The 22,216-nt window shown below is 34.1% G+C and carries 25 protein-coding genes and 1 pseudogene; 23 read left to right on the forward strand and 3 right to left on the reverse strand.

What is annotated here, in order from left to right:
• Positions 1 to 37 precede the first annotated feature (37 nt).
• From greA to D2K62_RS12925, 4 genes are all read left to right on the forward strand, one after another.
• The gene (gene greA / locus D2K62_RS12910) at positions 38 to 514 is read left to right on the forward strand and encodes a transcription elongation factor GreA (protein ID WP_112181429.1); all 477 of its coding nucleotides are present in this window, start codon (positions 38 to 40) and stop codon (positions 512 to 514) included.
• Positions 515 to 791: 277 nt separating this feature from the next.
• On the forward strand, positions 792 to 1,472 hold the full coding sequence (locus D2K62_RS12915) for a YrrS family protein (RefSeq protein WP_112181428.1): 681 nt from the start codon (positions 792 to 794) through the stop codon (positions 1,470 to 1,472).
• A 26-nt stretch (positions 1,473 to 1,498) separates the two neighbouring features.
• A complete protein-coding gene (gene mtnN, locus D2K62_RS12920) occupies positions 1,499 to 2,194 on the forward strand; it encodes a 5'-methylthioadenosine/S-adenosylhomocysteine nucleosidase (RefSeq protein ID WP_117161582.1) in 696 nt (231 codons plus the stop codon).
• Positions 2,195 to 2,275: 81 nt separating this feature from the next.
• Positions 2,276 to 2,485, forward strand: coding sequence for a YrhC family protein (locus tag D2K62_RS12925; RefSeq protein WP_157967384.1), 210 nt, complete (start codon positions 2,276 to 2,278; stop codon positions 2,483 to 2,485).
• Between the two features lie 23 nt (positions 2,486 to 2,508).
• Here D2K62_RS12925 and sigK read toward each other — a convergent pair whose 3' ends face one another.
• Both sigK and sda read right to left on the reverse strand, forming a co-directional pair.
• Positions 2,509 to 3,207 (reverse strand): RNA polymerase sporulation sigma factor SigK, encoded by a 699-nt coding sequence (gene sigK / locus D2K62_RS12930; RefSeq protein WP_112181425.1) that lies wholly within the window; start codon positions 3,205 to 3,207, stop codon positions 2,509 to 2,511.
• 132 nt (positions 3,208 to 3,339) lie between these two features.
• Entirely contained in the window at positions 3,340 to 3,483 is a 144-nt protein-coding gene (sda, locus tag D2K62_RS12935; RefSeq protein WP_112181424.1) for a sporulation histidine kinase inhibitor Sda, read from the reverse strand.
• 386 nt (positions 3,484 to 3,869) lie between these two features.
• On the opposite strand from sda, the gene D2K62_RS12940 reads away from it, so the two are divergent.
• The 12 genes and pseudogenes from D2K62_RS12940 to holA all read left to right on the forward strand — a co-directional run bounded on the left by D2K62_RS12940 (position 3,870) and on the right by holA (position 13,935).
• Positions 3,870 to 4,385, forward strand: a complete 516-nt coding sequence (locus D2K62_RS12940; RefSeq protein WP_112181423.1) for a YqeG family HAD IIIA-type phosphatase — start codon at positions 3,870 to 3,872, stop codon at positions 4,383 to 4,385.
• Positions 4,373 to 5,494: a ribosome biogenesis GTPase YqeH gene (gene yqeH / locus D2K62_RS12945; protein WP_232828017.1), complete on the forward strand. Its 1,122-nt coding sequence runs from the start codon at positions 4,373 to 4,375 to the stop codon at positions 5,492 to 5,494. Before D2K62_RS12940 ends, yqeH begins: the two co-directional genes overlap by 13 nt.
• A 31-nt stretch (positions 5,495 to 5,525) precedes the next feature.
• Positions 5,526 to 6,365 carry a shikimate dehydrogenase gene (gene aroE / locus D2K62_RS12950; protein WP_112181422.1) on the forward strand — a complete coding sequence of 280 codons (840 nt, stop codon included), beginning with the start codon at positions 5,526 to 5,528 and terminating at the stop codon, positions 6,363 to 6,365.
• A gap of 2 nt (positions 6,366 to 6,367) precedes the next feature.
• On the forward strand, positions 6,368 to 6,658 hold the full coding sequence (gene yhbY, locus D2K62_RS12955) for a ribosome assembly RNA-binding protein YhbY (protein ID WP_112181421.1): 291 nt from the start codon (positions 6,368 to 6,370) through the stop codon (positions 6,656 to 6,658).
• A 10-nt stretch (positions 6,659 to 6,668) separates the two neighbouring features.
• Positions 6,669 to 7,238: a nicotinate-nucleotide adenylyltransferase gene (locus D2K62_RS12960; RefSeq protein ID WP_117161583.1), complete on the forward strand. Its 570-nt coding sequence runs from the start codon at positions 6,669 to 6,671 to the stop codon at positions 7,236 to 7,238.
• Positions 7,225 to 7,797 carry a bis(5'-nucleosyl)-tetraphosphatase (symmetrical) YqeK gene (gene yqeK / locus D2K62_RS12965; RefSeq protein WP_117161584.1) on the forward strand — a complete coding sequence of 191 codons (573 nt, stop codon included), beginning with the start codon at positions 7,225 to 7,227 and terminating at the stop codon, positions 7,795 to 7,797. Before D2K62_RS12960 ends, yqeK begins: the two co-directional genes overlap by 14 nt.
• Positions 7,798 to 7,802: 5 nt before the next feature.
• Positions 7,803 to 8,159: a ribosome silencing factor gene (gene rsfS / locus D2K62_RS12970; RefSeq protein ID WP_117161585.1), complete on the forward strand. Its 357-nt coding sequence runs from the start codon at positions 7,803 to 7,805 to the stop codon at positions 8,157 to 8,159.
• 3 nt (positions 8,160 to 8,162) lie between these two features.
• A complete protein-coding gene (locus D2K62_RS12975) occupies positions 8,163 to 8,912 on the forward strand; it encodes a class I SAM-dependent DNA methyltransferase (RefSeq protein ID WP_112181417.1) in 750 nt (249 codons plus the stop codon).
• A gap of 191 nt (positions 8,913 to 9,103) precedes the next feature.
• Positions 9,104 to 9,721, forward strand: a complete 618-nt coding sequence (locus D2K62_RS12980; RefSeq protein ID WP_112181416.1) for a helix-hairpin-helix domain-containing protein — start codon at positions 9,104 to 9,106, stop codon at positions 9,719 to 9,721.
• A gap of 62 nt (positions 9,722 to 9,783) precedes the next feature.
• Positions 9,784 to 10,227 (forward strand): annotated as a pseudogene (locus D2K62_RS12985) (ComE operon protein 2); the annotation flags it as partial.
• Positions 10,228 to 10,270: 43 nt separating this feature from the next.
• The gene (locus tag D2K62_RS12990; protein WP_157967890.1) at positions 10,271 to 12,547 is read left to right on the forward strand and encodes a DNA internalization-related competence protein ComEC/Rec2; all 2,277 of its coding nucleotides are present in this window, start codon (positions 10,271 to 10,273) and stop codon (positions 12,545 to 12,547) included.
• Between the two features lie 356 nt (positions 12,548 to 12,903).
• Entirely contained in the window at positions 12,904 to 13,935 is a 1,032-nt protein-coding gene (gene holA, locus D2K62_RS12995) for a DNA polymerase III subunit delta (protein WP_112181413.1), read from the forward strand.
• Positions 13,936 to 14,006: 71 nt separating this feature from the next.
• Here the strand turns inward: holA and rpsT are convergent, their stop codons facing one another.
• Positions 14,007 to 14,273 carry a 30S ribosomal protein S20 gene (gene rpsT, locus D2K62_RS13000; RefSeq protein ID WP_112181412.1) on the reverse strand — a complete coding sequence of 89 codons (267 nt, stop codon included), beginning with the start codon at positions 14,271 to 14,273 and terminating at the stop codon, positions 14,007 to 14,009.
• Between the two features lie 150 nt (positions 14,274 to 14,423).
• Between rpsT and gpr the strand changes: the two genes are divergently transcribed.
• From gpr to grpE, 7 genes are all read left to right on the forward strand, one after another.
• Positions 14,424 to 15,536 carry a GPR endopeptidase gene (gpr, locus tag D2K62_RS13005; protein WP_112181411.1) on the forward strand — a complete coding sequence of 371 codons (1,113 nt, stop codon included), beginning with the start codon at positions 14,424 to 14,426 and terminating at the stop codon, positions 15,534 to 15,536.
• An 81-nt stretch (positions 15,537 to 15,617) separates the two neighbouring features.
• Positions 15,618 to 16,802, forward strand: a complete 1,185-nt coding sequence (spoIIP, locus tag D2K62_RS13010; RefSeq protein ID WP_117161588.1) for a stage II sporulation protein P — start codon at positions 15,618 to 15,620, stop codon at positions 16,800 to 16,802.
• A 33-nt stretch (positions 16,803 to 16,835) separates the two neighbouring features.
• Positions 16,836 to 17,153 carry a hypothetical protein gene (locus tag D2K62_RS13015; protein WP_117161589.1) on the forward strand — a complete coding sequence of 106 codons (318 nt, stop codon included), beginning with the start codon at positions 16,836 to 16,838 and terminating at the stop codon, positions 17,151 to 17,153.
• A gap of 102 nt (positions 17,154 to 17,255) precedes the next feature.
• Complete coding sequence (lepA, locus tag D2K62_RS13020) at positions 17,256 to 19,073, forward strand: translation elongation factor 4 (protein ID WP_117161590.1); 1,818 nt, start codon at positions 17,256 to 17,258, stop codon at positions 19,071 to 19,073.
• A gap of 76 nt (positions 19,074 to 19,149) precedes the next feature.
• Positions 19,150 to 20,316 carry a radical SAM family heme chaperone HemW gene (hemW, locus tag D2K62_RS13025; RefSeq protein WP_112181361.1) on the forward strand — a complete coding sequence of 389 codons (1,167 nt, stop codon included), beginning with the start codon at positions 19,150 to 19,152 and terminating at the stop codon, positions 20,314 to 20,316.
• Between the two features lie 113 nt (positions 20,317 to 20,429).
• The gene (gene hrcA, locus D2K62_RS13030; protein WP_112181360.1) at positions 20,430 to 21,452 is read left to right on the forward strand and encodes a heat-inducible transcriptional repressor HrcA; all 1,023 of its coding nucleotides are present in this window, start codon (positions 20,430 to 20,432) and stop codon (positions 21,450 to 21,452) included.
• A 184-nt stretch (positions 21,453 to 21,636) separates the two neighbouring features.
• A complete protein-coding gene (gene grpE, locus D2K62_RS13035; protein ID WP_112181359.1) occupies positions 21,637 to 22,188 on the forward strand; it encodes a nucleotide exchange factor GrpE in 552 nt (183 codons plus the stop codon).
• Positions 22,189 to 22,216: the final 28 nt, after the last annotated feature.

Here is a 22,216-nt window from a genome sequence, read left to right on the forward strand (position 1 = left end):
TGTTTAAAAAGGGTTGGAATTAAAAGGAGTGTTTAGAATGGCTGTAGAGAAAAGCTATTATATGACGCAAGAAGGAAAAGAAAAGTTAGAAAACGAATTGCATTTATTAAAAACAGAGAAACGTCAAGAAATTGTTGAACGTATAAAAGAAGCACGTGATTTTGGTGATCTATCTGAGAACTCTGAGTATGATGCAGCGAAAGATGAGCAGGCTTTTGTAGAAGCACGTATAGGCCATGTTGAGAATATGATACGGCATGCAGTTATTATTGAAAATGATAACCAAAATCCAAATGTTGTTTCACTTGGTAAGACTGTTACGTTTCAAGAGTTACCAAATGGTGATGAAGAAACCTACACAATTGTAGGTAGTGCTGAGGCAGATCCTTTTGAAGGTAAAATCTCAAATGACTCACCAATAGCTAAAAGTTTACTTGGACGTGAAATTGGAGAATCGCTGGCTGTTTCAACACCTGCTGGTGATATGAATGTGAAAATAATAAGTGTTAAATAAGTGAACGACATAATGAATAAGATTTTAAATCAAAGACAATAAATTAAAATGTTTCATGCTACTTATTGGCATGAAACATTTTTTAATAATTTAAAAGTTTTTTCGCAAACCATTACTTTGAATATCAAGACTTGAGAGAAACTGCGACGTAGATTATAAAGTTTATGGTAACGTAGCATAAAAAACAACCTTTTAAAAAATGACAATTTTAAAAGGGAAATTGATTGCATTACTAGAACATAATATAAGGTAAAATGGTCAAGAGGGAGGAAACTATATGCCAGAAGATTTTGATCAATATAGTCGCTTAAATAGATTTGAGAAAAGACGTAAAAATACAAAATGGTTATCCTATCTTGCTTTGTTAGGTGTAGCGCTTATTATTTGTTTTATTGCAATTCTTGTGTTTTCTGGTGGCGAAGATGACGATGCATTAGAAGATACAGCGGCAAAGTCAGAATTAAACGAAGATAACGTAACTTCTGAAGCAGATACGCAAGATACGGAACAAGATCAAGAAGATGTGAATGAAACAACTGATACTGATGAACTAGCGGAGGAGCAATTGGAACTAGAAACCGATGGAACAGAAGAAGTTAATTTGGAAGTAGTAGAATCAGAAGACGAAAATGTCATAGAAGCGTATACTGGGAATTGGAATCCTATTCCAACTAATCAAGAAGAACCACATGAAATTGTATGGGAAAAAACTTCTGAGGATTGGGAAGAGATGATGCGTGCTGCTTCGTTAGCTACAGGTTTATCAACTGAGAATATGATTTATTTATGGGTCGCAGGAAATGGTGAACAACAAGTGATTACAACCTTTTCAAATAGTGAGGAGTCTGAACATTACCGCGTTTTTATAGCTTGGATTGAAAATCAAGGTTGGAAACCAACTCAGGTGGAAATATTAAATGAAAATGACCAAAAATATCGCTTTACTAGCGAAAACTAAAAGTATTATTGAAGGAGAAATAGAGCATGATTATCGGGATAATTGGGGCAATGGATCAAGAAATAGCGTTATTAAAAGACAACATGACAAATATTGAAAAAGAAGAAAAAATAGCTAACTGTTTATTTATAACAGGTTCTCTTAAAGGGAAAAGTGTTGTTATCTTGCAATCAGGAATAGGGAAAGTTAATGCAGCAATGGCAACGACCATCTTACATGAACGCTATAAACCAACTTACATTATAAATACAGGCTCTGCTGGTGGTTTTGATGCAACTTTAGATGTTGGTGATTTAGTTATTGGGAATGCTGTAACACATCATGATGTTGATGTAACAGCATTTCAGTATGCATATGGACAAGTACCTGGTTTACCAGAAACATACCTTGCTGATCCCTTTCTAATAGAGAAAGTGGAAAAGGTTATTAAACAAATCCTTCATGTGAAAGGCAAACAAGGTCTAATAGGAACAGGAGATTCCTTTATGCAGGATCCAATACGTGTTGAATTTGTTAGAGAAAAATTCCCTTTGTTGATTGCAACTGAAATGGAGGCAGCAGCGATTGCACAAGTATGTTTCCAATATAATACGCCTTTCGTAATAATAAGAGCTTTATCTGATATTGCCGGTAAAGAATCAGCTGTATCGTTTGATGCATTTTTGGATACCGCAGCAAAACATGCTGCGCAATTAATTATGGAAGTTGTTCAAGATATTTAATGTTTCCCATGAATTACTAGGTTTTTTCACACCGAATGCATGTTATTATCAACATACATCATCGGTAAAGGAGAGACCAAGATGGGGAATGATACAAAAGTTAGAGACTTTCAACGCTTCTTGCTTGTTCTATTAATTCTTAGTAGTTATTTATACGCCGGTCTCATAATAGAGGCTTATGTACGTCAGCAAACAGAACACTTAACATATTTGATAACCTTAATGCTTGCATGTTTGGGTGGTGCATTATGGTTTCAGACTTTAATAATAAAAGTAAGGAATAAAGAGTAAAAGAGCACCCATAGGAGTGCTCTTTATCTCTCTTTTTTATAATATTCATGGAATACTTTCATTAACGCTCGTTTCTCTATTCGAGATACATAACTTCGAGATATATTTAGTTTCTTTGCAATTTCCCTTTGTGTTAATTCATCTTCTTTACTTAAACCATAGCGGCTTGTTATAACTTGTTTCTCGCGATTATCTAAAATGTTTAAGTATTTTTGAATTTTAGCAACTTCCATGTTTAATTGTATAAATTCAACAATATCATCATTTTCAGCTTGTAATATATCTATTAAACTGATTTCATTACCTTCTTTATCTTGCCCTATTGGATCCTGTAAGGAAACATCTTTTTTAGTCTTCTTTAATGCTCTAAGATGCATCAAGATTTCATTTTCAATACAGCGAGCAGCATAGGTCGCTAATTTAGTTCCTTTATCCATTGAAAAACTTTCTACTCCCTTAATCAACCCAATGGTACCAATTGAAATTAAATCTTCATTATCCTCACCAGTATTTTCGAATTTCTTAACAATGTGTGCTACCAATCGTAAATTATGTTCGATTAGCATGTTTCTAGCATCTTCGTCTCCTTCAAGCATTTTTTTGATTTGAATGGCCTCTTCTTTTGAATTGAGTGGTTGTGGAAAAGCGTGGTTTTTTACATAAGATACAAAGAAAAGTGCATCCTTCATTAGTAAAGCAAGCGCACTTAAGATCGTTGACAAGTATATGCACCTCCATAGCGTTTGGGCTTTTGCCTATATCCCTAATCTATGAAGGAAACATCATAATAGTGTCTGTCCTATATAAACTGATTGATTAGTATTGTAGAATAAGTTAGTGAGTGGAGAAACTTGCTAATTAGCAAAATAGTGAATGTAATTAGCAAGTGACCTGCGTTCGATTTCTTGCTCAATTAAGCGTATAAATTCTGGACTGAGCTTTAATTCATATGCTTTATAGTACGACTCAATTAATAAATCATCTGATAAGTGTTTCATCTTTAGCCCCTCCTAAAGTATTGGATATACAATATTAAGTCGATTTTTGTATCTCATGAGGAAGAAGTTATTAATACTTTAACAAATTAAAATGTTTGGTACAAGCGAATAGTTATCTACATAGCCTGTAGATAACTTGTTAGTAATGTGAGGAAAAACTTGAAAAATCTTGTCTTATCGCGATTTTTCGTGTGCATAAAGTTATCCACAGTCGTGAAAAAACCAGTAATTTGTCGAACGATTTTCGGGAATATAAAGGGTTTAAAAAGCATATACATATAATTTTATTGCGTTTTTAGTAGAATAGTTTTGAAAGAACGTGATAAATTGTTTATGATGAGTAAGTGGAATGGGAAAGGTAAATGTAAACAGAGGTGGCAAATGACGTGCTAAAAAAATTTTTACCAAATCAACATGTACAAACTATTTTCGAAATAACGCCAGAATCTTTAAAAGAGAAAGGTATTACCGGTATTATTACAGATTTAGATAATACTTTAGTGGCTTGGGATGTAGTAGATGCAACACCTGAAATTGTCGAATGGTTTCAAAGCATGGAAGAAAATGATATTAACGTAACTATTATTTCAAATAATAAGGAAGAAAGAGTTCGTATATTTTCTGAACCTTTAAAAAGACCTTTCGTATATAGTGCTAGAAAGCCATTGAACCGAGCTTTTAAAAAAGCAGCTAAGCGGATGGGCTTGGAAAAAGAAGAGGTTGTTGTTATAGGCGATCAATTAATGACTGATATATTAGGTGGTAATAGTGCAGGTTTCTATACAATCCTCGTTGTACCTATTGTCCAAACGGATGGTATGTTAACACGAATTAATCGAAAAATGGAACGAAGAATTCTAAGTTGGATGCGAAAGAAAGGAATGATAACGTGGAAGGAATAGACACAGAACGATTAGATGATATCTGTCAAGGATGTGGTGCACCAATTCAAACTATAAATGAAGACGAAGCAGGTTATGTTCCACAGTCTGCTTTAAAAAATGATACCATCATCTGTAAACGATGTTTTAGGTTAAAACACTATAATGAAGTTCAAGATGTCTCGTATACTGATCAAGACTTTGTAGATATGCTAAGTCAAATCAGTAAAACAAAAGGATTAATTGTTAAATTAGTAGATGTATTTGATTTTAATGGGAGCTTTATTAAAAGTCTACATCGTTTGACAGGCGATAATCCAATTATTTTAATAGGGAACAAAGTCGATCTATTGCCTAAATCGACTAATGTTAGTAAGTTAAGACAATGGATGAAAAAGTCAGCTGCTGATCTAGGACTTGTCGTGCAAGATGTATTTTTAATCTCCGCTTCCACAGGACAAGGAATGGATCAAGTTAAAAATGCAATTGAGTCATACCGTAAAAAGCAAGATGTATATGTAGTAGGAAGCACGAATGTCGGGAAATCAACATTTATTAATCGACTAATAAATGAGTCAACTGGTACGAAAGATGCAATAACCACTTCATACTTTCCGGGGACAACACTTGGTTTTATTGAGATTCCTTTAGATGATTCAACCGCATTATATGACACGCCAGGTGTAATCAATAGAAAACAGTTATCACACTACATGTCGGATTTTGACTTGAAGACAATTACACCAACTAAAGAGATTAAACCACGCGTTTATCAATTGCAAGAAGGACAAACGTTATATGTAGGTGGACTTGCACGATTTGATTTTGTAAAAGGAGAGAAACAATCATTTGTCTGTTATTTTGCGAACCAACTAACAATCCATCGAACAAAATTAGATAATGCAGAAAACCTTTATGAGAAACATGTAGGAGAAATGTTAACACCACCAAGTAAAGAAAATGCAACGGAATATCCAGCTTTAAAAGAACAATCTTTTAAAGTGAAAGATAATAAAACAGATATTGTTTTTCCGGGATTAGGTTGGATTACTGTTACTGGAAATCATGCAACTGTCAGTGCGCATTCACCGGACATTATGCCCGTATCACGTAGAGACGCACTTATATAACAGCTATCTAGAAGAAAAGGGGGAGAGTAGGATGAAATTAGGCTTAATTGGTTATCCAATCAAGCATTCTTTATCACCTTGGATCCATCAACAGTTTCTTCAACAAATAGATAGGGATGGTACATATTTGTTATATGAGACGGAGAGAGAAAATTTTCGTGAAACTGTTGAGAAACTTAAAGAAGATAAATTGGATGGCTTTAATGTTACCGTACCGTATAAACAATCCATTATGAAATATTTAGATGAAGTAGACACTTATGCTGCTTTAATTGGTGCAGTAAACACAGTGGTATTTAAAAATGGTAAATGGGTTGGTTATAATACAGATGGAGCAGGATATCTGACGGCAATGCAATCACAATTTCCAATGCTTTTTTCTGGGGATAAGCGTGTACTCGTATTAGGAGCGGGTGGTGCTGCTAGAGGTATATTTTACGCTTTGTGTGGTGCATCATTTGAGACAGTGGACATTGCCAATCGCACGTTGAAAAAAGCGACAGATTTGCTTCCTTTGAATAGAACGGATAAAGTAAACTCACGTGCTTTAAGTTTTCAAGAAGCAGAGAAACATGTTCAGGATTACGATTTAATTATTCAAACAACATCAGTTGGAATGAAACCAGTTACACAAGAACAAATTATTTCATTAGAGTATGTTAATAACGATACAGTTGTTAGTGATATTGTCTATCAACCATTAATGACACAATTTCTATTAGAGGCACAACATAAGGGTGCTTCTATCCATCAAGGGCATATGATGCTGTTATATCAGGCAAAATTAGCTTTTCAATTATGGAGTGGAAAAGAAGTAACGATTGAGCCACTACTATCAGGGCTAGAAGACATTTTAAAAGGGAATGAATAACTATGTTAACAGGTAAACAAAAACGCTCATTACGAGCAAAAGCGAATCCATTACGACCGATTTTCCAAGTAGGAAAAACAGGTGTTAATGAGAACATGATTGTACAAGTAAATGAAGCACTAGAAAAAAGAGAGTTAATCAAAGTAAGTGTGTTGCAGAATTGTGCTGAAGATAAAGATGTTGTTGCTGATCAATTGGTGCAAGGTACAGAAGCAGAACTTGTACAAGTAATCGGAAACAATATTGTGTTATACAAAGAGTCAGTAGAAAATAAACAGATCGAGCTTCCATAAGGAGAACAAAATGAAAAAAGTAGGCCTATTGGGAGGAACATTTGATCCGCCACACATCGGACATTTGATGATAGCTGAAGAAGCTTATACACAGTTAGGGCTGGATGAAATTTGGTTTATTCCTTCCTATGAACCACCACATAAAGCGAAGACAACGACAACTGTAACACAAAGAATTAATATGCTAGAAGTAGCAATTGCAGATAACGATCATTTTCTTCTGAACACAATTGAAGTTGATCGTTTAGGTAAATCGTACACATTTGATACCATAATGTTATTAAATGAAAAACATCCAGACATTACGTTTTATTTTATTATTGGCGCGGATATGGTGGAATATTTACCGAAATGGTATCGTATTGATGAGTTAATAGAATTAATTCAATTTGTTGGTGTGAAACGACCAGATTATGTTCTAAAAACAGATTATCCAGTCATTGGATTAGATATCCCGATAATGGATATATCATCCACAATGATTCGTAAAAGGATAAAAAAGGAACAATCAATTAAATATTTAGTGACCCCAAGCGTACTACGCGTGATAAAGGAGTTCCATTTGTATGAATCGAACTGAAAGTTTACAAATAGTAAAATCACATTTAAAGTTAGCAAGGTATGAGCATACTATCCGTGTAGCGGATACAGCGATTGATTTAGCTGTACACTATGAGCAACCAACTGATAAAATTGAACTTGCTGCAATTTTTCATGATTATGCAAAATATCGTGATTTAGATGAAATGAAACGATGGATTGAAAAGTCGACATTGCCAAAAGACTTATTGGATTATCATTCAGAACTATGGCACGGTCCAGTAGGTGCTTTATTAGTAGAACGTGAAGTAGGCATAACAGATCGAACTATTTTACAGGCTATTCATTGGCACACAACAGGCAAGGCATATATGAATACAATGGAAAAAATTATCTTTTTAGCGGATTACATTGAACCAGGTAGAAACTTTCCTGGAGTTGAAGATGTGCGTGAACAAGCAAAACAGGATTTGGATTATGCTGTGTTTTTAACTTTAAAAAATACAATACAACACTTAATAACACATAATCAAAAGATTTATCCAGATGCGATACATGCATATAATCATCTGAAAAGTAAAATTAAACTGGGGGAATAAATTTAATGAATAACGAAGAAATTGCAAAATTAGCAGCACAAGCTTGTGATGACAAACGAGGTAACGATATTGTTTTATTAAATATGCAACAAGTTTCATCAATGGCGGATTATTTTTTAATTTGTGATGCAAGTAATGAAAGACAAGTACAGTCAATTGCAAGAGAAATAAAGGAAAAAGCTGAAGAATTAGATATTAATGTAAAGCGAATGGAAGGATTTGACCAAGCACGCTGGATCCTAGTTGATTTAGGCGATGTTGTTTGTCATATTTTCCATAGTGATGAGCGTAACTATTATAATCTTGAGCGACTTTGGGGTGATGCACCACTAGTGGAGGTGCATTTCTCAAAAGAGGGATAAACAATGTCTTACAATAAGATGTCATATGTATATGATCTACTAATGGAAGATGCTCCTTATGATGATTGGCATGCTTTTACAAAGTATGCATTAAAAAAGTATGGAACTGAAACAAAAAAAATAATTGACTTAGGTTGTGGAACTGGACAAATCACTTGTCTACTTTCACAATCTGGTTATGATTTAGTAGGTGTCGACTTAGCGGCTGATATGTTAAGTCATGCTGAGCAAAGAGCAAGTGCAAACAACTTAAAAATTCAATGGGTTGAACAGGATTTACGTTCTTTGAATGGTTTAAGCCAATTTGATGCCGCTGTTAGCTATTGCGATGTTATCAATTACATCACAACAGAGGAAGAATTAGCGAACGTATTCAGTAATGTTGAGCAGCTATTGAAACCAAATGGTTTATTTTTATTTGATATTCATGCAATAGGATATGTGGAATCAGAATTAAAAGATCAAGTTTTCTCAGAAATGTATGAAGATATGGGGTATGTTTGGTTCTGTGAGCCAGGTGAACAAGAAGGGGAAGTTTTTCATAATCTAACCTTTTTTATTCAAGATCAAAAACAATATGATCGATTTGATGAGATTCATCATCAACGGACTTTTCCAATACCTACATATGAAAGGTTATTAAAAAAATGTGGATTTGAAATCAAAGGTTTATATGCTGATTTTAATTTCGAACCAATTTCAAAGGAAACGATCGAAAAAGAACAACGAATCTTTTTTGTATGTCAAAAATAGAAATTAAAACGTTCATTCTCATAAAAAAGAATGAGCGTTTTTTCTTTTTTTATAAAATTGCAGGATAAACAAATCTTTTGTCGAAATAAGAAGTGTTCGTTTTTTGAAAAATATATGCCTACCTATTTATTTTTGAATTTCCCATGTGCTTTTTCCTTTCCATACCTTATGCAAAAGAGAGGAGTTTGGAAATGTTTTATTGGTTAAAAAACAATTGGCTAATCGCTAGTGTCGTTATTGGTATAATAGCATTTGGATTATGGGAATTAATCAATTCTAGTCAGATGACTAATACGACTATTCGTTCGAATGTTAGTCAGACAGAACCAGAAATGGAGTTAGAGGAAGAAATAGTTAATCCCATAGAGCATACAACAGAGCCAGTCAAGCAGTTTGTAGATGTGAAAGGTGAAGTGATGAAACCTGATATGTATGAAATTACTGGAGAGAAACGTGTGAAAGAAGTAATTGAAATGGCAGGTGGGTTTACTGATCAAGCCAATCTAGAGCAAGTAAACTTAGCCCAAAAAGTAGTAGATGAAATGGTGATAATTGTCCCGAAAATTGGGGAAGAGATACAAACCTTACAAACAACCACAAATGAAACAACTACATCTAAAATTCCCCTTAATACAGCCACTAAAGAAGAAATAGAAACCCTACCAGGCATTGGTGGAGTTAAGGCTGATGCCATTTTGCAGTATCGAGAAGAAAATGGCCCATTCACATCGATTCAGGATTTAGAAGGTATAACTGGAATTGGAACTAAAACAATTGAGAATCTTGCGGAATTCATACAAATTCCATAAGTCATTGACGAATGTTCATTTGTTGGATAAACTTTAGAAAAAAGTAAGTGAGGTATGTATGAATGGAAAGAATTTCATGGGATCAGTATTTTATGGCGCAAAGTCATTTAATTGCTTTGCGTAGTACGTGTGAGAGATTAATGGTAGGAGCAACGATTGTTCGTGATAAACGAATTATTGCAGGCGGATATAACGGAAGTGTTTCCGGTAGTACGCATTGTATTGATGAAGGCTGTTATGTGATTGACGGACATTGCGTGCGTACGATTCATGCAGAGATAAATGGATTATTACAGTGCGCAAAATTTGGCGTAGCAACAGATGGAGCAGAAATGTATGTAACGCATTTTCCTTGTTTACAATGTTGTAAGTCTATTATTCAAGGTGGTATTAAGTCTGTTTATTATGCAACAGATTATAAAAATCACCCATATGCAATTGATCTCTTTCGTGAAGCAGGGGTTCATGTTGAAAAAGTCGTATTAGAACAAGTTTCAATCGACTTAATACCTGAAAATTAATTAAAAATAGAAAAGAGGAGAGCCAATTGTGCGTGGAAAATGGCATCTGATTGCAGTTAGTGCTATTATTGGAATAATTGCAATCACACTGCGATTGTTATTCCTTTATGGTATATTTTTTCTTTGGTTATACCTACTATTCAAGAACAAACGGATAAGAATTGTGGATATTATGATCATGTGTAGTACATGTTTCATTTTCTCTTTTTACTATTATCCATCGAATCAAAATAAAATATTAGATGGTGAAGTTCAGGATTTCATGGGAACCATCACCTCAGAGATAGACTCTACTCCGTTAAAAACCTCATTTGTCTTTCATGATGCTATAACAAATCAAGATCTTCTTGTCACTAACTTTAAAAATGAAGAGGATCTATCCTCCTCTACAACTTGGAAAACAGGTGCCACATGTCAGTTACAAGGATCACCAGAAATACCTCCAGTCAGCAAAAATCCAGGTCAATTTAATTATCAAGAATACCTTTTTAAACAAAAAATAACCTATCTCATAACGATCGAGCAAAGCGATCTAAAATGTACTGGCTCTTCATTTGAAAATGAGCTTTTCACTTTGCGGAAAAATATCATAGTTAAAATTGAAAGGGAAATAAGTAGTTTTGCGAGTGGGTGGCTCCAAGCGCTATTATTAGGCCGAGACGCATTGATTGACGAAAAGGCCATCAATGTATTCGAACGATGGGGGTTGTCCCACCTGCTAGCTATATCTGGCTTACATGTAGGATTAATTAGTAGCTTTGTTTATTTTATCTTAATTAAGACTGGTATGGTTACGAAAGAGAAAGCATTTTATCTATTACTTGCATTGTTGATGGTTTATCCGTTTATTAGTGGAGGGGCTCCATCTGTATGGCGAGCTGCATGGATGACGATATTAGGATTTATTATGATGAAAAATAAAATAAACTTAGGAATGATTGATAGTCTAAGTATAGTTTTCTTTATTTGTGTTTTATTTGATAAACAAATCATTTACCAATTAGGTTTTCAATTTTCTTTTCTTGTAACCTTATCCATTTTGTTGTCTAAACATTTTATAACCAGAAGTAGCGGAAAATTAAATCTTATATTTCGAATAAGTTTTATTAGCTTAGTTAGTGTTTTACCTATTCAAATAGCCCATTTTTATTTTTTGAATCCATTATCACTGATACTAAATACTATAGTCGTACCTTACTTTTCTATTATAGTTATGCCTGTTTTGTTCCTCATGCTTCTTTCCATTTATTTCTTTCCGTTTTTGACTACGTTAATCGATAGCACTTTTATTCATCTTCATCAACCTGCTTTATCCATAATAGAATGGATTGATCAAAAATGGTATTATCCATGGATAATCGGTGAATTCCCTATATATTACTATATTCCATATTATTTATGTTTGTTTTTCTTATTCATTGCACTAGATGATAAAAAGAAAAGAATGGCTATTTTAAACGGATTAGTATTAATTGGTTTAGTTTTTTGGATCGCTTGTCGTCCATATATTAACGGAAATGGAACAATCACAATGCTTGATGTAGGTCAAGGGGATTCGATTATTATAGAACTACCTTATCGAAAAGGTGTCATTGTTATCGATGCTGCAGGAACGATGGAAAGTGATTTTAAAACCCCATCTGATCGGACTTATCAACAAGTAATAAAACCATATTTGTACAGTAGAGGTATTGGGAATATTGATTTAGTTGTACTATCACATGCTGACCATGATCATATAGGAAGTTTACCTTTCTTATTAGAGGAATTTCCTGTCCAACGTATAGTAACAAGTACTTATTTTACCCCACCTCAGGAGTTAGCTAATGTAATAAAAAAAGAAGAAATTAACTGGGATTATCTAAAAAAAGATGAGCACTTTATGATTGATCAACAACAATTTTATGTGATGCATCCAGAAGTGAATCAAGAAGCGGAAAATGACAATTCGCTAGTTATAGCGTCTAAAATTGGATCTTTAATGTGGCTTTTCACAGGAGATATTAGTGCAGATGTAGAACAAATACTTGTGAAAAATTATCCCAATATAAAAGTGGATGTTCTAAAGGTTGCGCATCACGGTAGTCATTCTTCTACTTCTTCTAGCTTTTTACAAGCATTTCGTCCTCAAATTGCATTAATCTCCGTTGGTGAAAATAATCAATATAATCATCCAGATCAAGATGTTATCGAACGCTTATCAAAAGAGAACATCATCATATACCGAACCGATAAACAAGGAGCGATACAATATACGTATAAAAATACTGGAGATCAAGGAACATTTTCATCATTCTTACCATAATATATCTTAGGTTCAAACAAATAGAAACGGTTACTTCATGATTTATTTTAGAAAAAGTAGAGCTTAAGCGTTTTTGTTATGTATAAATCATAATAATCTAATTGCTACCAGTTTACTTTAGGGCAATTTCCTTTGTTAGCAACAGTTTACATGCCTATTTTTTAATCCTTGGGTCAATCTATAATTGAAAACATCGTTTTAATGCCAGCTACCTAGGACTGTTATTAAAACGTTCATATAGATTGCGGAGGAAGTGATATTCATCGCTTCCTCCTTTTTTTGAAATTACCGCTTGTTTTCTTTAGCTATTCACTTTAGGATATATATATCAATGTAGAACTATCGGAGTGAAAAAAGTGGATTATTTTAAAGCAATTGAAACAATAAAAAATCAAGAATTACAGTCTTTATATGTTTTATATGGCACAGAATCATTCTTAATTGAAGCTATTAATAAGCAGTTGATCTTTACTGGTTTGGCACCTGAAGATAAAGAATCAAATATTATTCGTTACGACTTAGAAGAAACAACAATTCAAGAGGTTGTAATGGATGCAGAAACATACCCATTTTTTGGCGGAAGAAAAATAATTTTTGCTTATAACCCATTATTTTTAACTGCTAAGCAGGATAAATCTAATGTAGATCATAATTTAGAAAGCTTACAAAACTATATTGAGCAACCGGTAGATTATTCCACACTTGTCTTAATTGCTCCATATGAAAAGTTAGATGAGCGGAAAAAATTAATAAAATTGTTAAAGAAACAAGCTACAATGGTTGATTGTGAAGAAATAAAAGCTTGGAATGTGGACCGATGGATTGATCATATGGCTAAAACGCTCCAAGTTAAATTAGAAAAGCCAGTTTATGAATTAATTGTTCGAGAAACTGGAACTAACCTACTAATGTTACAAAAGGAATTAGAGAAATTAGCGACGTATGTAGGTACGAATGGGACAGTAACTGCTTCTATTGCAGAAGATTTAGTAGCACATCAAGCAAACACATCTGGATTAAAATTAGTTGACGCAGTAATCGCTAAAGATCTAAATAAAGCGATTCAGATTTATAAAGATTTAGAAAGAATGAATGAGGAAGTTATTGCGCTAGTCGCTTTATTAGCGTCTCAGTTTCGAACACTTTATCATGTCAAAGTTTTAGTGCAAAAAGGCTACGGTCAAAAACAAATGGCACAATACTTAAAAGTGCATCCTTATGTAGTAAAAATGTCGATGGAAAGAGAAAAGAAATTCACGCAAAAAAGGTTGGAGTTCATAATAGATGCTTGTGCAACAACAGATGCACAGATCAAGCAAGGTAAGATTGATAAACCATTAGCGTTTGAACTATTACTTTACCAATTAATTCAACAAAAGTTGGCATAAAAAATATAGTAATTAAAAAAGCGATCCTTCTTTTAAAAGGGTCGCTTTTTTTCGTTGGTCATAAAAAGTAATTAAGCACTAAGCTCATTTACTTTTTTAGTAAGGCGTGATTTTTGACGATTACCATTATTTTTATGGACAATGCCCTTTTGAACTGCTTTGTCAATTTTTTTAATTGCACGTTGTAAAGCTGTTTTTGCACTTTCTACATTCTTTTCGGCAACGAAGTTTTCTACTTGTTTAATGTTAGAGCGCATTTCAGATTTAATTGGTGCATTATGCGCGCGTTTTTCATTATTCAAACGTACACGTTTAATTGCTGATTTAATATTAGCCATGATTTCACCTCCACGTTTTGAGATCCATTATAAATTACTATGGAACAAGAGACATTGTACCAAAGCACAGCGAATTTTTCAATATAAATATCTATAAGGTTAGGAATACGTATTTTTTTTAATTGGTCTGGCAAGTCTATATAGAAAAGGATGGTGAAGAAATTGGCTCAATCTCATGATAGGAAACCTTCTATTAGAACAGACTTGGCAGTAGAAGCAAAGGATATGTATGTAGAAGAGGAAAACGATACAGAAAAGAAAATTGAAGGCGTGGTAATAAATGAACATAAAGAAAAAGATACACTTGTTACTTATGTTCAAATTGATAAAGTAGGCGCAGAAAAAATTCAAAAAAAAGTTGGAAACTACATTACCATTCATACAGAAGGTGTGAAACGGCAAGATAGTCATCTGCAAGAAGAAGCAGCACAAGTTCTAGCAAAAGAGTTAGTAAAACTATTAGAAGAAACGAATCTTAAAGAGGATGCGACCTGTTTAATTGTAGGATTAGGTAATGGTAATGTAACCCCGGATGCACTTGGACCAATGACGGTAGAGAAATCGCTTATTACAAGTCATTTATTTAAGCTTCATCCTGAAACAGTAGCAGAAGGCTATCGCTCTGTCTCTTCATTAACTCCTGGTGTAATGGGAGTTACAGGTATTGAAACAAGCGACATTATTGTGGGCATCATTGAGAAAATAAAACCGGATTTCGTTATTGCAATTGACGCATTAGCTTCACGATCAATCGAACGTGTTAACGCAACGATTCAAATTTCAGACTCTGGGATACATCCAGGTTCAGGCGTCGGGAATAAGCGTAAAGAGTTAAGTAGAGAGACATTAGGAATTCCTGTTATAGCTATAGGTGTTCCAACAGTAGTCGATGCTGTAACAATTACGAGTGATACGATTGATTATATGTTAAAACATTTTGGCCGGGAATGGGCTGAAAAAGATAGACCATCTAAAAGTCTTACACCTGCAAGTATGAACTTTGGAAAACGCACTTTATCAGATGAGGACATGCCAAAACTAGAGAAACGAAAAGCTATGTTCGGCATGATTGGTGGGTTAAATGAAGAAGAAAAACGCACCTTAATTCAAGAGGTATTGACGCCACTTGGACACAACTTAATGGTTACGCCAAAGGAAGTAGACGGCTATATGAAAGACATGGCACATCTATTAGCATCAGGAATTAATGCAGCGTTACATCAAACAGTAACAATCAGTAATTCTGGAGCCTATACACGTTAGAAAGAAATGAAATTGGTTCTACTCTCTTAATATCTATCATAAGTATCTAGTAAACCTGATAGAGAATTAGGAGAGGGAACTATGACTCATATAAAAATAAAATGGAATAACGTGCGTAAATCATTTGTTCAGTATGTTAGAAATGGATCAATTTGGATGATAATCCTAATTATATTGTTTGTTTCAATCGGCTTTTTTACAACTGCAAAACCAGCTTATCGCTTATCATCTTCACTTTTAACGTCATGGACAAGCCAAATAAATGGTTCAACATTTTTATATTTATTAGGGATGGAAAATCAACAATTTTTAGATGCCTATCCCTCTGATGTAGAACCAATTCAATGGAATGATTTTATGTTTGAATTAGCAACAAATATAAAGCCAAATGACGTAAGAAGTCTATTAGGCCGAGAATTACCAGGTTTTTATGCATTCGACAGAAAAATTATTATAGCAGCTGAAGGAACGGATTATACTAATTTGCCAATTGAATCCTCTTCTCCGCTAGATGTTGTTTTAGAAGAAAGAGATGCAACGATGGACGAAGAAATTCCTAAAAATGAACAAACAGAAGAAGAGCAGAGTGAACAAACAACAGAAGGAGAAAAGGTTGTTTTCGTTTACAACACGCATAATCGTGAATCATTTTTACCTAATTTAGAGGGTGTGGATGACCCTAATAATGCTTTTCATGATGAAGTGAATATAACAAAAGTAAGTGATCGTTTAGCGGAAAGTTTAGAGGCAAAAGGAATTGGAGCACAAGTAGATCATACTGACTTCATGTCAGTATTAAATCAAAATGGTTGGGAGTATTGGCAATCGTATGAAGCGTCTAAACCAATTGTAGAAGAAGCATTAGCAGGCAATAGTCAAATTCAGTATGTTTTTGATTTACATCGTGATAGTCGAAGGAAAGATGATACAACAGCAACGATTGACGGAGAAACATATGCTAAACTCTTTTTTGTGATTGGTTCAGATTATAGCGGAAATGAAGAAAATGTAGCGTTAGCAACAAAACTTCACGAGCAATTAGAGGCTAAGTATCCTGGATTAAGTAGAGGTGTCACAGAACAAGGAGGCGCTGGAAGAAATGGTGTTTATAATCAAAATTTAGCGGATAATGCAATTTTGATTGAAGTTGGTGGCGTTGATAATACAATGACAGAGTTGTACCGCTCTGCTGATGCATTGGCAGAGGTCTTTAGCAGCTATTATTGGGATGCAAATGCTCTTGAAGTTAGTGAAGATACTAATTAATACTATTTATGATGTAAAGGAGAATGTAAACTGATGCGTAAATTGATAGGGCTCTTATTGTTGGTTGTTTTTTTCTTATCTGGTATGATTTTAGGGGCACAACAGCCGCAAATGGACATAGTGAATCAACCAGAAATAGCAAAACAAGTTGAAGTAGTTACTACTGTAACTGAACCAGAAATTCCATCATCAGAAAACAATACGGATGTAGTGAATGTCATATCTGAAAAACAGCAAGAACAACCAACTAATATGACGTATCAAGCCGCACAGTCAATAGAAAAGGCTAGTGTCTGGTTTTACAATCAGGTAATTGACGTTGCATATAGTATTTCTCAAGTTTTCATATGAATCATTTTCGTGTAGAAGTTTGATGAAAACAATTGAATCATTTATCTATCACTGCTATAATCAATCCTAGTATTGTTGCCGGAAAATAGGAGTGAGTGTACATTGTCAAAAGCAAGAGATCAAAAACGCGTGCGAAATTTTTCAATCATTGCACATATCGATCACGGTAAATCAACATTAGCTGATCGAATATTAGAAAAAACAAAAGCATTGTCTCAACGTGAAATGAAAGAACAATTTTTAGATGCAATGGATTTAGAGCGTGAACGTGGAATTACAATAAAATTAAATGCAGTACAATTACATTATGAACAAGAAAATGGGGATGAATACTTATTTCATCTGATTGACACACCAGGACATGTCGATTTTACATATGAGGTGTCGCGAAGTTTGGCAGCATGTGAGGGTGCAATCTTAGTTGTTGATGCAGCCCAAGGTATTGAAGCACAAACATTAGCTAATGTTTATTTAGCTCTAGATAATGATTTAGAGATCATTCCAGTAATTAATAAAATCGATTTACCAAGCGCTGATCCTGAAAGAGTTAAACAAGAAATCACTGATGTGATAGGTATTGACGGTGATGAAGCAATACTTGCAAGTGCTAAATCAGGAATTGGTATCGATGAAATATTAGAACGTATAGTTGAAAAAATACCTGCACCAAGTGGAAATGCGGATGAGCCATTAAAGGCGTTAATCTTTGACTCATTATATGATACTTATCGGGGTGTTATAGCGTATGTTTGTATCAAAGAGGGTTCCGTTAAAGTAGGCGACACCATCAAAATGATGGCCAATGGAAAAGAGTTTGAAGTCAATGATGTTGGTGTGTTTACACCTAAACCAGTTTCTCAAAATGAACTTTCAGTGGGTGATGTTGGCTATCTAACGGCATCAATGAAGGACGTTGGCGATTCACAAGTCGGTGATACAATAACACTTGCTAATAATCCAGCTGAAGTTGCATTACCTGGTTATCGTCGCTTAAATCCTATGGTGTTTTGTGGATTGTATCCAGTAGATGCTAATAACTATAATGATCTTAGAGAAGCGTTAGAGCGATTAGAGTTAAATGATTCGTCATTACAATATGATCCAGAAACCTCTCAAGCATTAGGTTTTGGATTCCGAGCTGGCTTTTTAGGTTTATTACACATGGAAATCATCCAAGAGCGAATTGAAAGAGAGTTTAATATTGATCTAATAACAACTGCACCAAGTGTTATTTACCAGGTGCTTTTACAAGATGATACGGAAGCATCAATTGATAATCCATCAATTATGCCAGATCCACAATCTGTTAAGGAAATACGTGAACCATTTGTAAAGGCGACAGTAATGGTACCGAATGACTACGTTGGAGCAGTGATGGAGTTGTGTCAGAAAAAACGTGGTGACTTTCTTGATATGCAATATTTAGATGATAATCGTGTTAATGTGGTATATGAAATCCCTTTATCCGAGATTGTCTATGACTTTTTTGATTCTTTAAAATCTCAAACAAAAGGGTATGCTTCTTTTGATTATGAGATGATTGGTTATAAGGTATCGAATCTTGTGAAAATGGATATCTGGTTAAATGGTGAAACAATTGATGCACTTTCATTTATTGTTCACAGGGATTTCTCTTTCGATAGAGGAAAGCAAATTGTTGAGAAATTAAAGAAACTAATTCCAAGGCAGCAGTTTGAAGTGCCAATACAAGCAGCAATAGGAAATAAAATTGTTTCGAGATCTACAATTAAAGCAATGCGTAAAAATGTCTTATCTAAATGTTATGGTGGAGATATAACACGTAAAAGAAAGTTGTTAGAGAAACAAAAAGAAGGTAAAAAGCGTATGAAAATGGTTGGCTCTGTTGAAGTGCCACAAGAAGCATTTATGGCTGTCTTGCGGATGGATGAAGATAATTAAAACTAACCCTTGTCATTAATGTGGCAAGGGTTTCTAGTTACTATTATCACATCGAATAAAGAAGGGGAGAAAGTTAATGGTATCATCGGTATATATCCACATTCCATTTTGTGAGAAGATCTGTCACTATTGTGACTTCACAAAATTCTTTTATGAAGAAAAAATGGCGGATGATTATTTAATTGCATTAGATAAAGAAATGGCAGCCTATATAAAGGAACCAAGGCAAAAGATGAAAACAATATTCGTTGGTGGGGGAACACCAACTGCGCTTAATACAAAACAATTGCAACAATTACTTACATCAATTGGTAAATACTTTGAAGTGGAAAGTGTTGAAGAATATACGTTTGAAGCAAACCCAGGTGATTTAGACGAAGAGAAAATAAAGTTGTTAAAAGCCTTTGGTGTAAATCGAATATCGATGGGAGCACAAGTCTTTGATGATGAACTACTAGAACAATTAGGGAGACTTCATCGAATTAAAGATGTTTATCAAAATGTTGATGCCCTGAAAAAACACGGTATTACGAACATTAGTATTGATTTAATATATAGTCTACCAACACAAACAATGACAGGATTTGAAAAAACAGTACAAGAAGCTTTAGCTTTTGATTTGCCACATTACTCCTCTTATTCGTTGCAAATTGAACCCAAAACTGTTTTTTATCAACGTTATAAAAAAGGGAAATTAAAAAGGCAACCGGAAGAAACAGAAGCGGACATGTATGAGCATTTAATTACCCAGATGGAGAAACACGGAAAGAATCAATATGAAATAAGTAATTTTGCCGTTCCTGGCTATGAGAGTAAGCATAATTTAACCTATTGGAATAATGATTACTATTTTGGTTTTGGCGCAGGTGCGCATGGGTATTTACCAGGGGAACGAATTGTTAATTTACGTCCATTTCCTGCATATTTTAAAAAAGCGAATGAGAACGATTTTCCAGTACTTCATAGAGAACCAATTGGAGTGAAGGAACAAATTGAAGAAGAAATGTTTCTAGGATTACGTAAACGATCTGGTGTATCAAAAATTGGCTTTAGTGAAAAATATAATCTAGCATTAACTGATTTATATGATGATGAGTTACAACAATTAAAAGAGAAAAAATGGATAGAAGAAGTGGGAGACCAGGTGAGGTTAACACAAGCAGGTCAATTATTTGGTAATGAGGTGTTTCAAGAATTCTTAATAGAACAAGAGAAATTCAAACGAATACTTACTGCGAAGTAGCAATTATTATTTAAAAATTATAAGCATGCATATTGACATTTTCGCCTGCATTTGATAATTTAATAATAGATTTAGCACTCGGGTGCTAAGAGTGCTAACAGAGGTGATCATCAATGTTATCAAACAGACAATTATTAATTTTGCAAGTTATTATTGATGAATTCATCCACACAGCACAACCTATCGGATCTCGAGCTATTTCAAAAATGGAAGAGATAACCTATAGTCCAGCAACTATCCGAAACGATATGGCGGATTTAGAAGAATTAGGTTTTATTGAAAAGACTCATTCTTCTTCTGGTAGGGTGCCTTCAGAAAAAGGCTATCGATTTTATGTCGATCATTTATTGTCGCCTTTTCATTTATCAAATAGTGACAGAAGTGTTATTTCTCACGCATTTTCAGAAGAAATGGTTGAATTTGAACAGGTTGTACAAAAATCAGCAAAAGTGCTTTCGGAATTAACCAATTATACGTCGATTATTCTGGGACCCAAGGTATACGAAACAACCTTGAAGCAATTACAAATTATCCATTTGTCATCTAATATGGCTGTTGCTATCTTAGTTACAAACACGGGTCATGTAGAGCACCGTTCTTTTACAATACCGACGGAAATTAAACCAAGTGAATTAGAAAAATTGGTAAACATTTTAAATGACAGATTAAAAAATGTACCGATTATTCATCTCTATGAGAAATTACAGTTAGAGTTGCTAAATGTGCTTGATAAATATATGGATGATTTCGATTCAGCTTTTCAATATTTAAGAGCAGCATTGTTTGATGAACAACCTGTTAAACTTTATGTGGGTGGTATTACCAATATTTTGTTGCAACCAGAATTTAGAGATGTTGATAAAATTCACTCTTTATATTCGGTAATGGAACAGGAGGATATCATTGCAAATGTTTTACGTTCCAATAAAGATGGTATTCATGTTTCTATTGGGCAAGAGAATAAGATGGATGAAATGCAGGATTGCAGCTTGATTACCGCAACTTATTCATTAGCTGGAGAACAAATAGGAACAATTGCCTTGTTGGGACCAACTAGGATGGAGTATTCTCGTGTTATTTCACTATTAAATAGCTTATCTAGTCGAATGTCGAGTACATTTCATTCTTGGTTTTAAGTGAGCTGTATTTTTTATCATAATAAGATGATACTAAATGCTAACAAGTGATCGAGAAGAATGCTTTTCTTCATTGAATATTAGTTGATTAAAGCTGAAACCTAAAACTTTATTTCCATGTTTATTCATGATATAGTCAACAAGGTTTCATTTTCAAATGAATTAATTAGAGGAGGTGACCATAATGGAAGAGAATAAACAAGCAGAAAAACAAGAAGATGAAGTAATTGAAAAAGCTGATCAAGAAATAATTGATGAAGTAAATCAACCTGATGCCGAAGAAGAGACTAATGAACTTGAGGTCTTACAAAGGGAAAAGGATGAAGTTTACCAAAGGTTATTAAGAGTACAAGCAGAATATGATAACTTCCGCCGCCGTACCCAGAAGGAAAAAGAAGCGGATCGTAAATATAGATCGCAATCATTGATTACAGACTTATTACCGATTGTAGATAACTTTGAAAGAGCGCTACAAATGGAAGTTAATGATGAAGCTGCTAAGCAGTTTGTAGATGGAATCAAGATGGTCTATCGTCAATTAAATGATGCTTTGGAAAAAGAGGGCGCTGAAGTTATTGCAACAGAGGGAGAAACATTTGATCCGCATTTACATCAAGCTGTTGTTCAAGTGGAAGATGATCAATATGAATCGAATGTTGTTGTCGAAGAATTACAAAAAGGATACAAATTAAAAGATCGGGTTATTCGCCCGGCAATGGTAAAAGTGAATCAATAATTACATATGTATTAGAGGAGGAAATAAC

The sequence above is a fragment of the Paraliobacillus sp. X-1268 genome (assembly GCF_003426095.1).
Lineage (GTDB): Bacteria > Bacillota > Bacilli > Bacillales > Amphibacillaceae > Paraliobacillus_A > Paraliobacillus_A zengyii.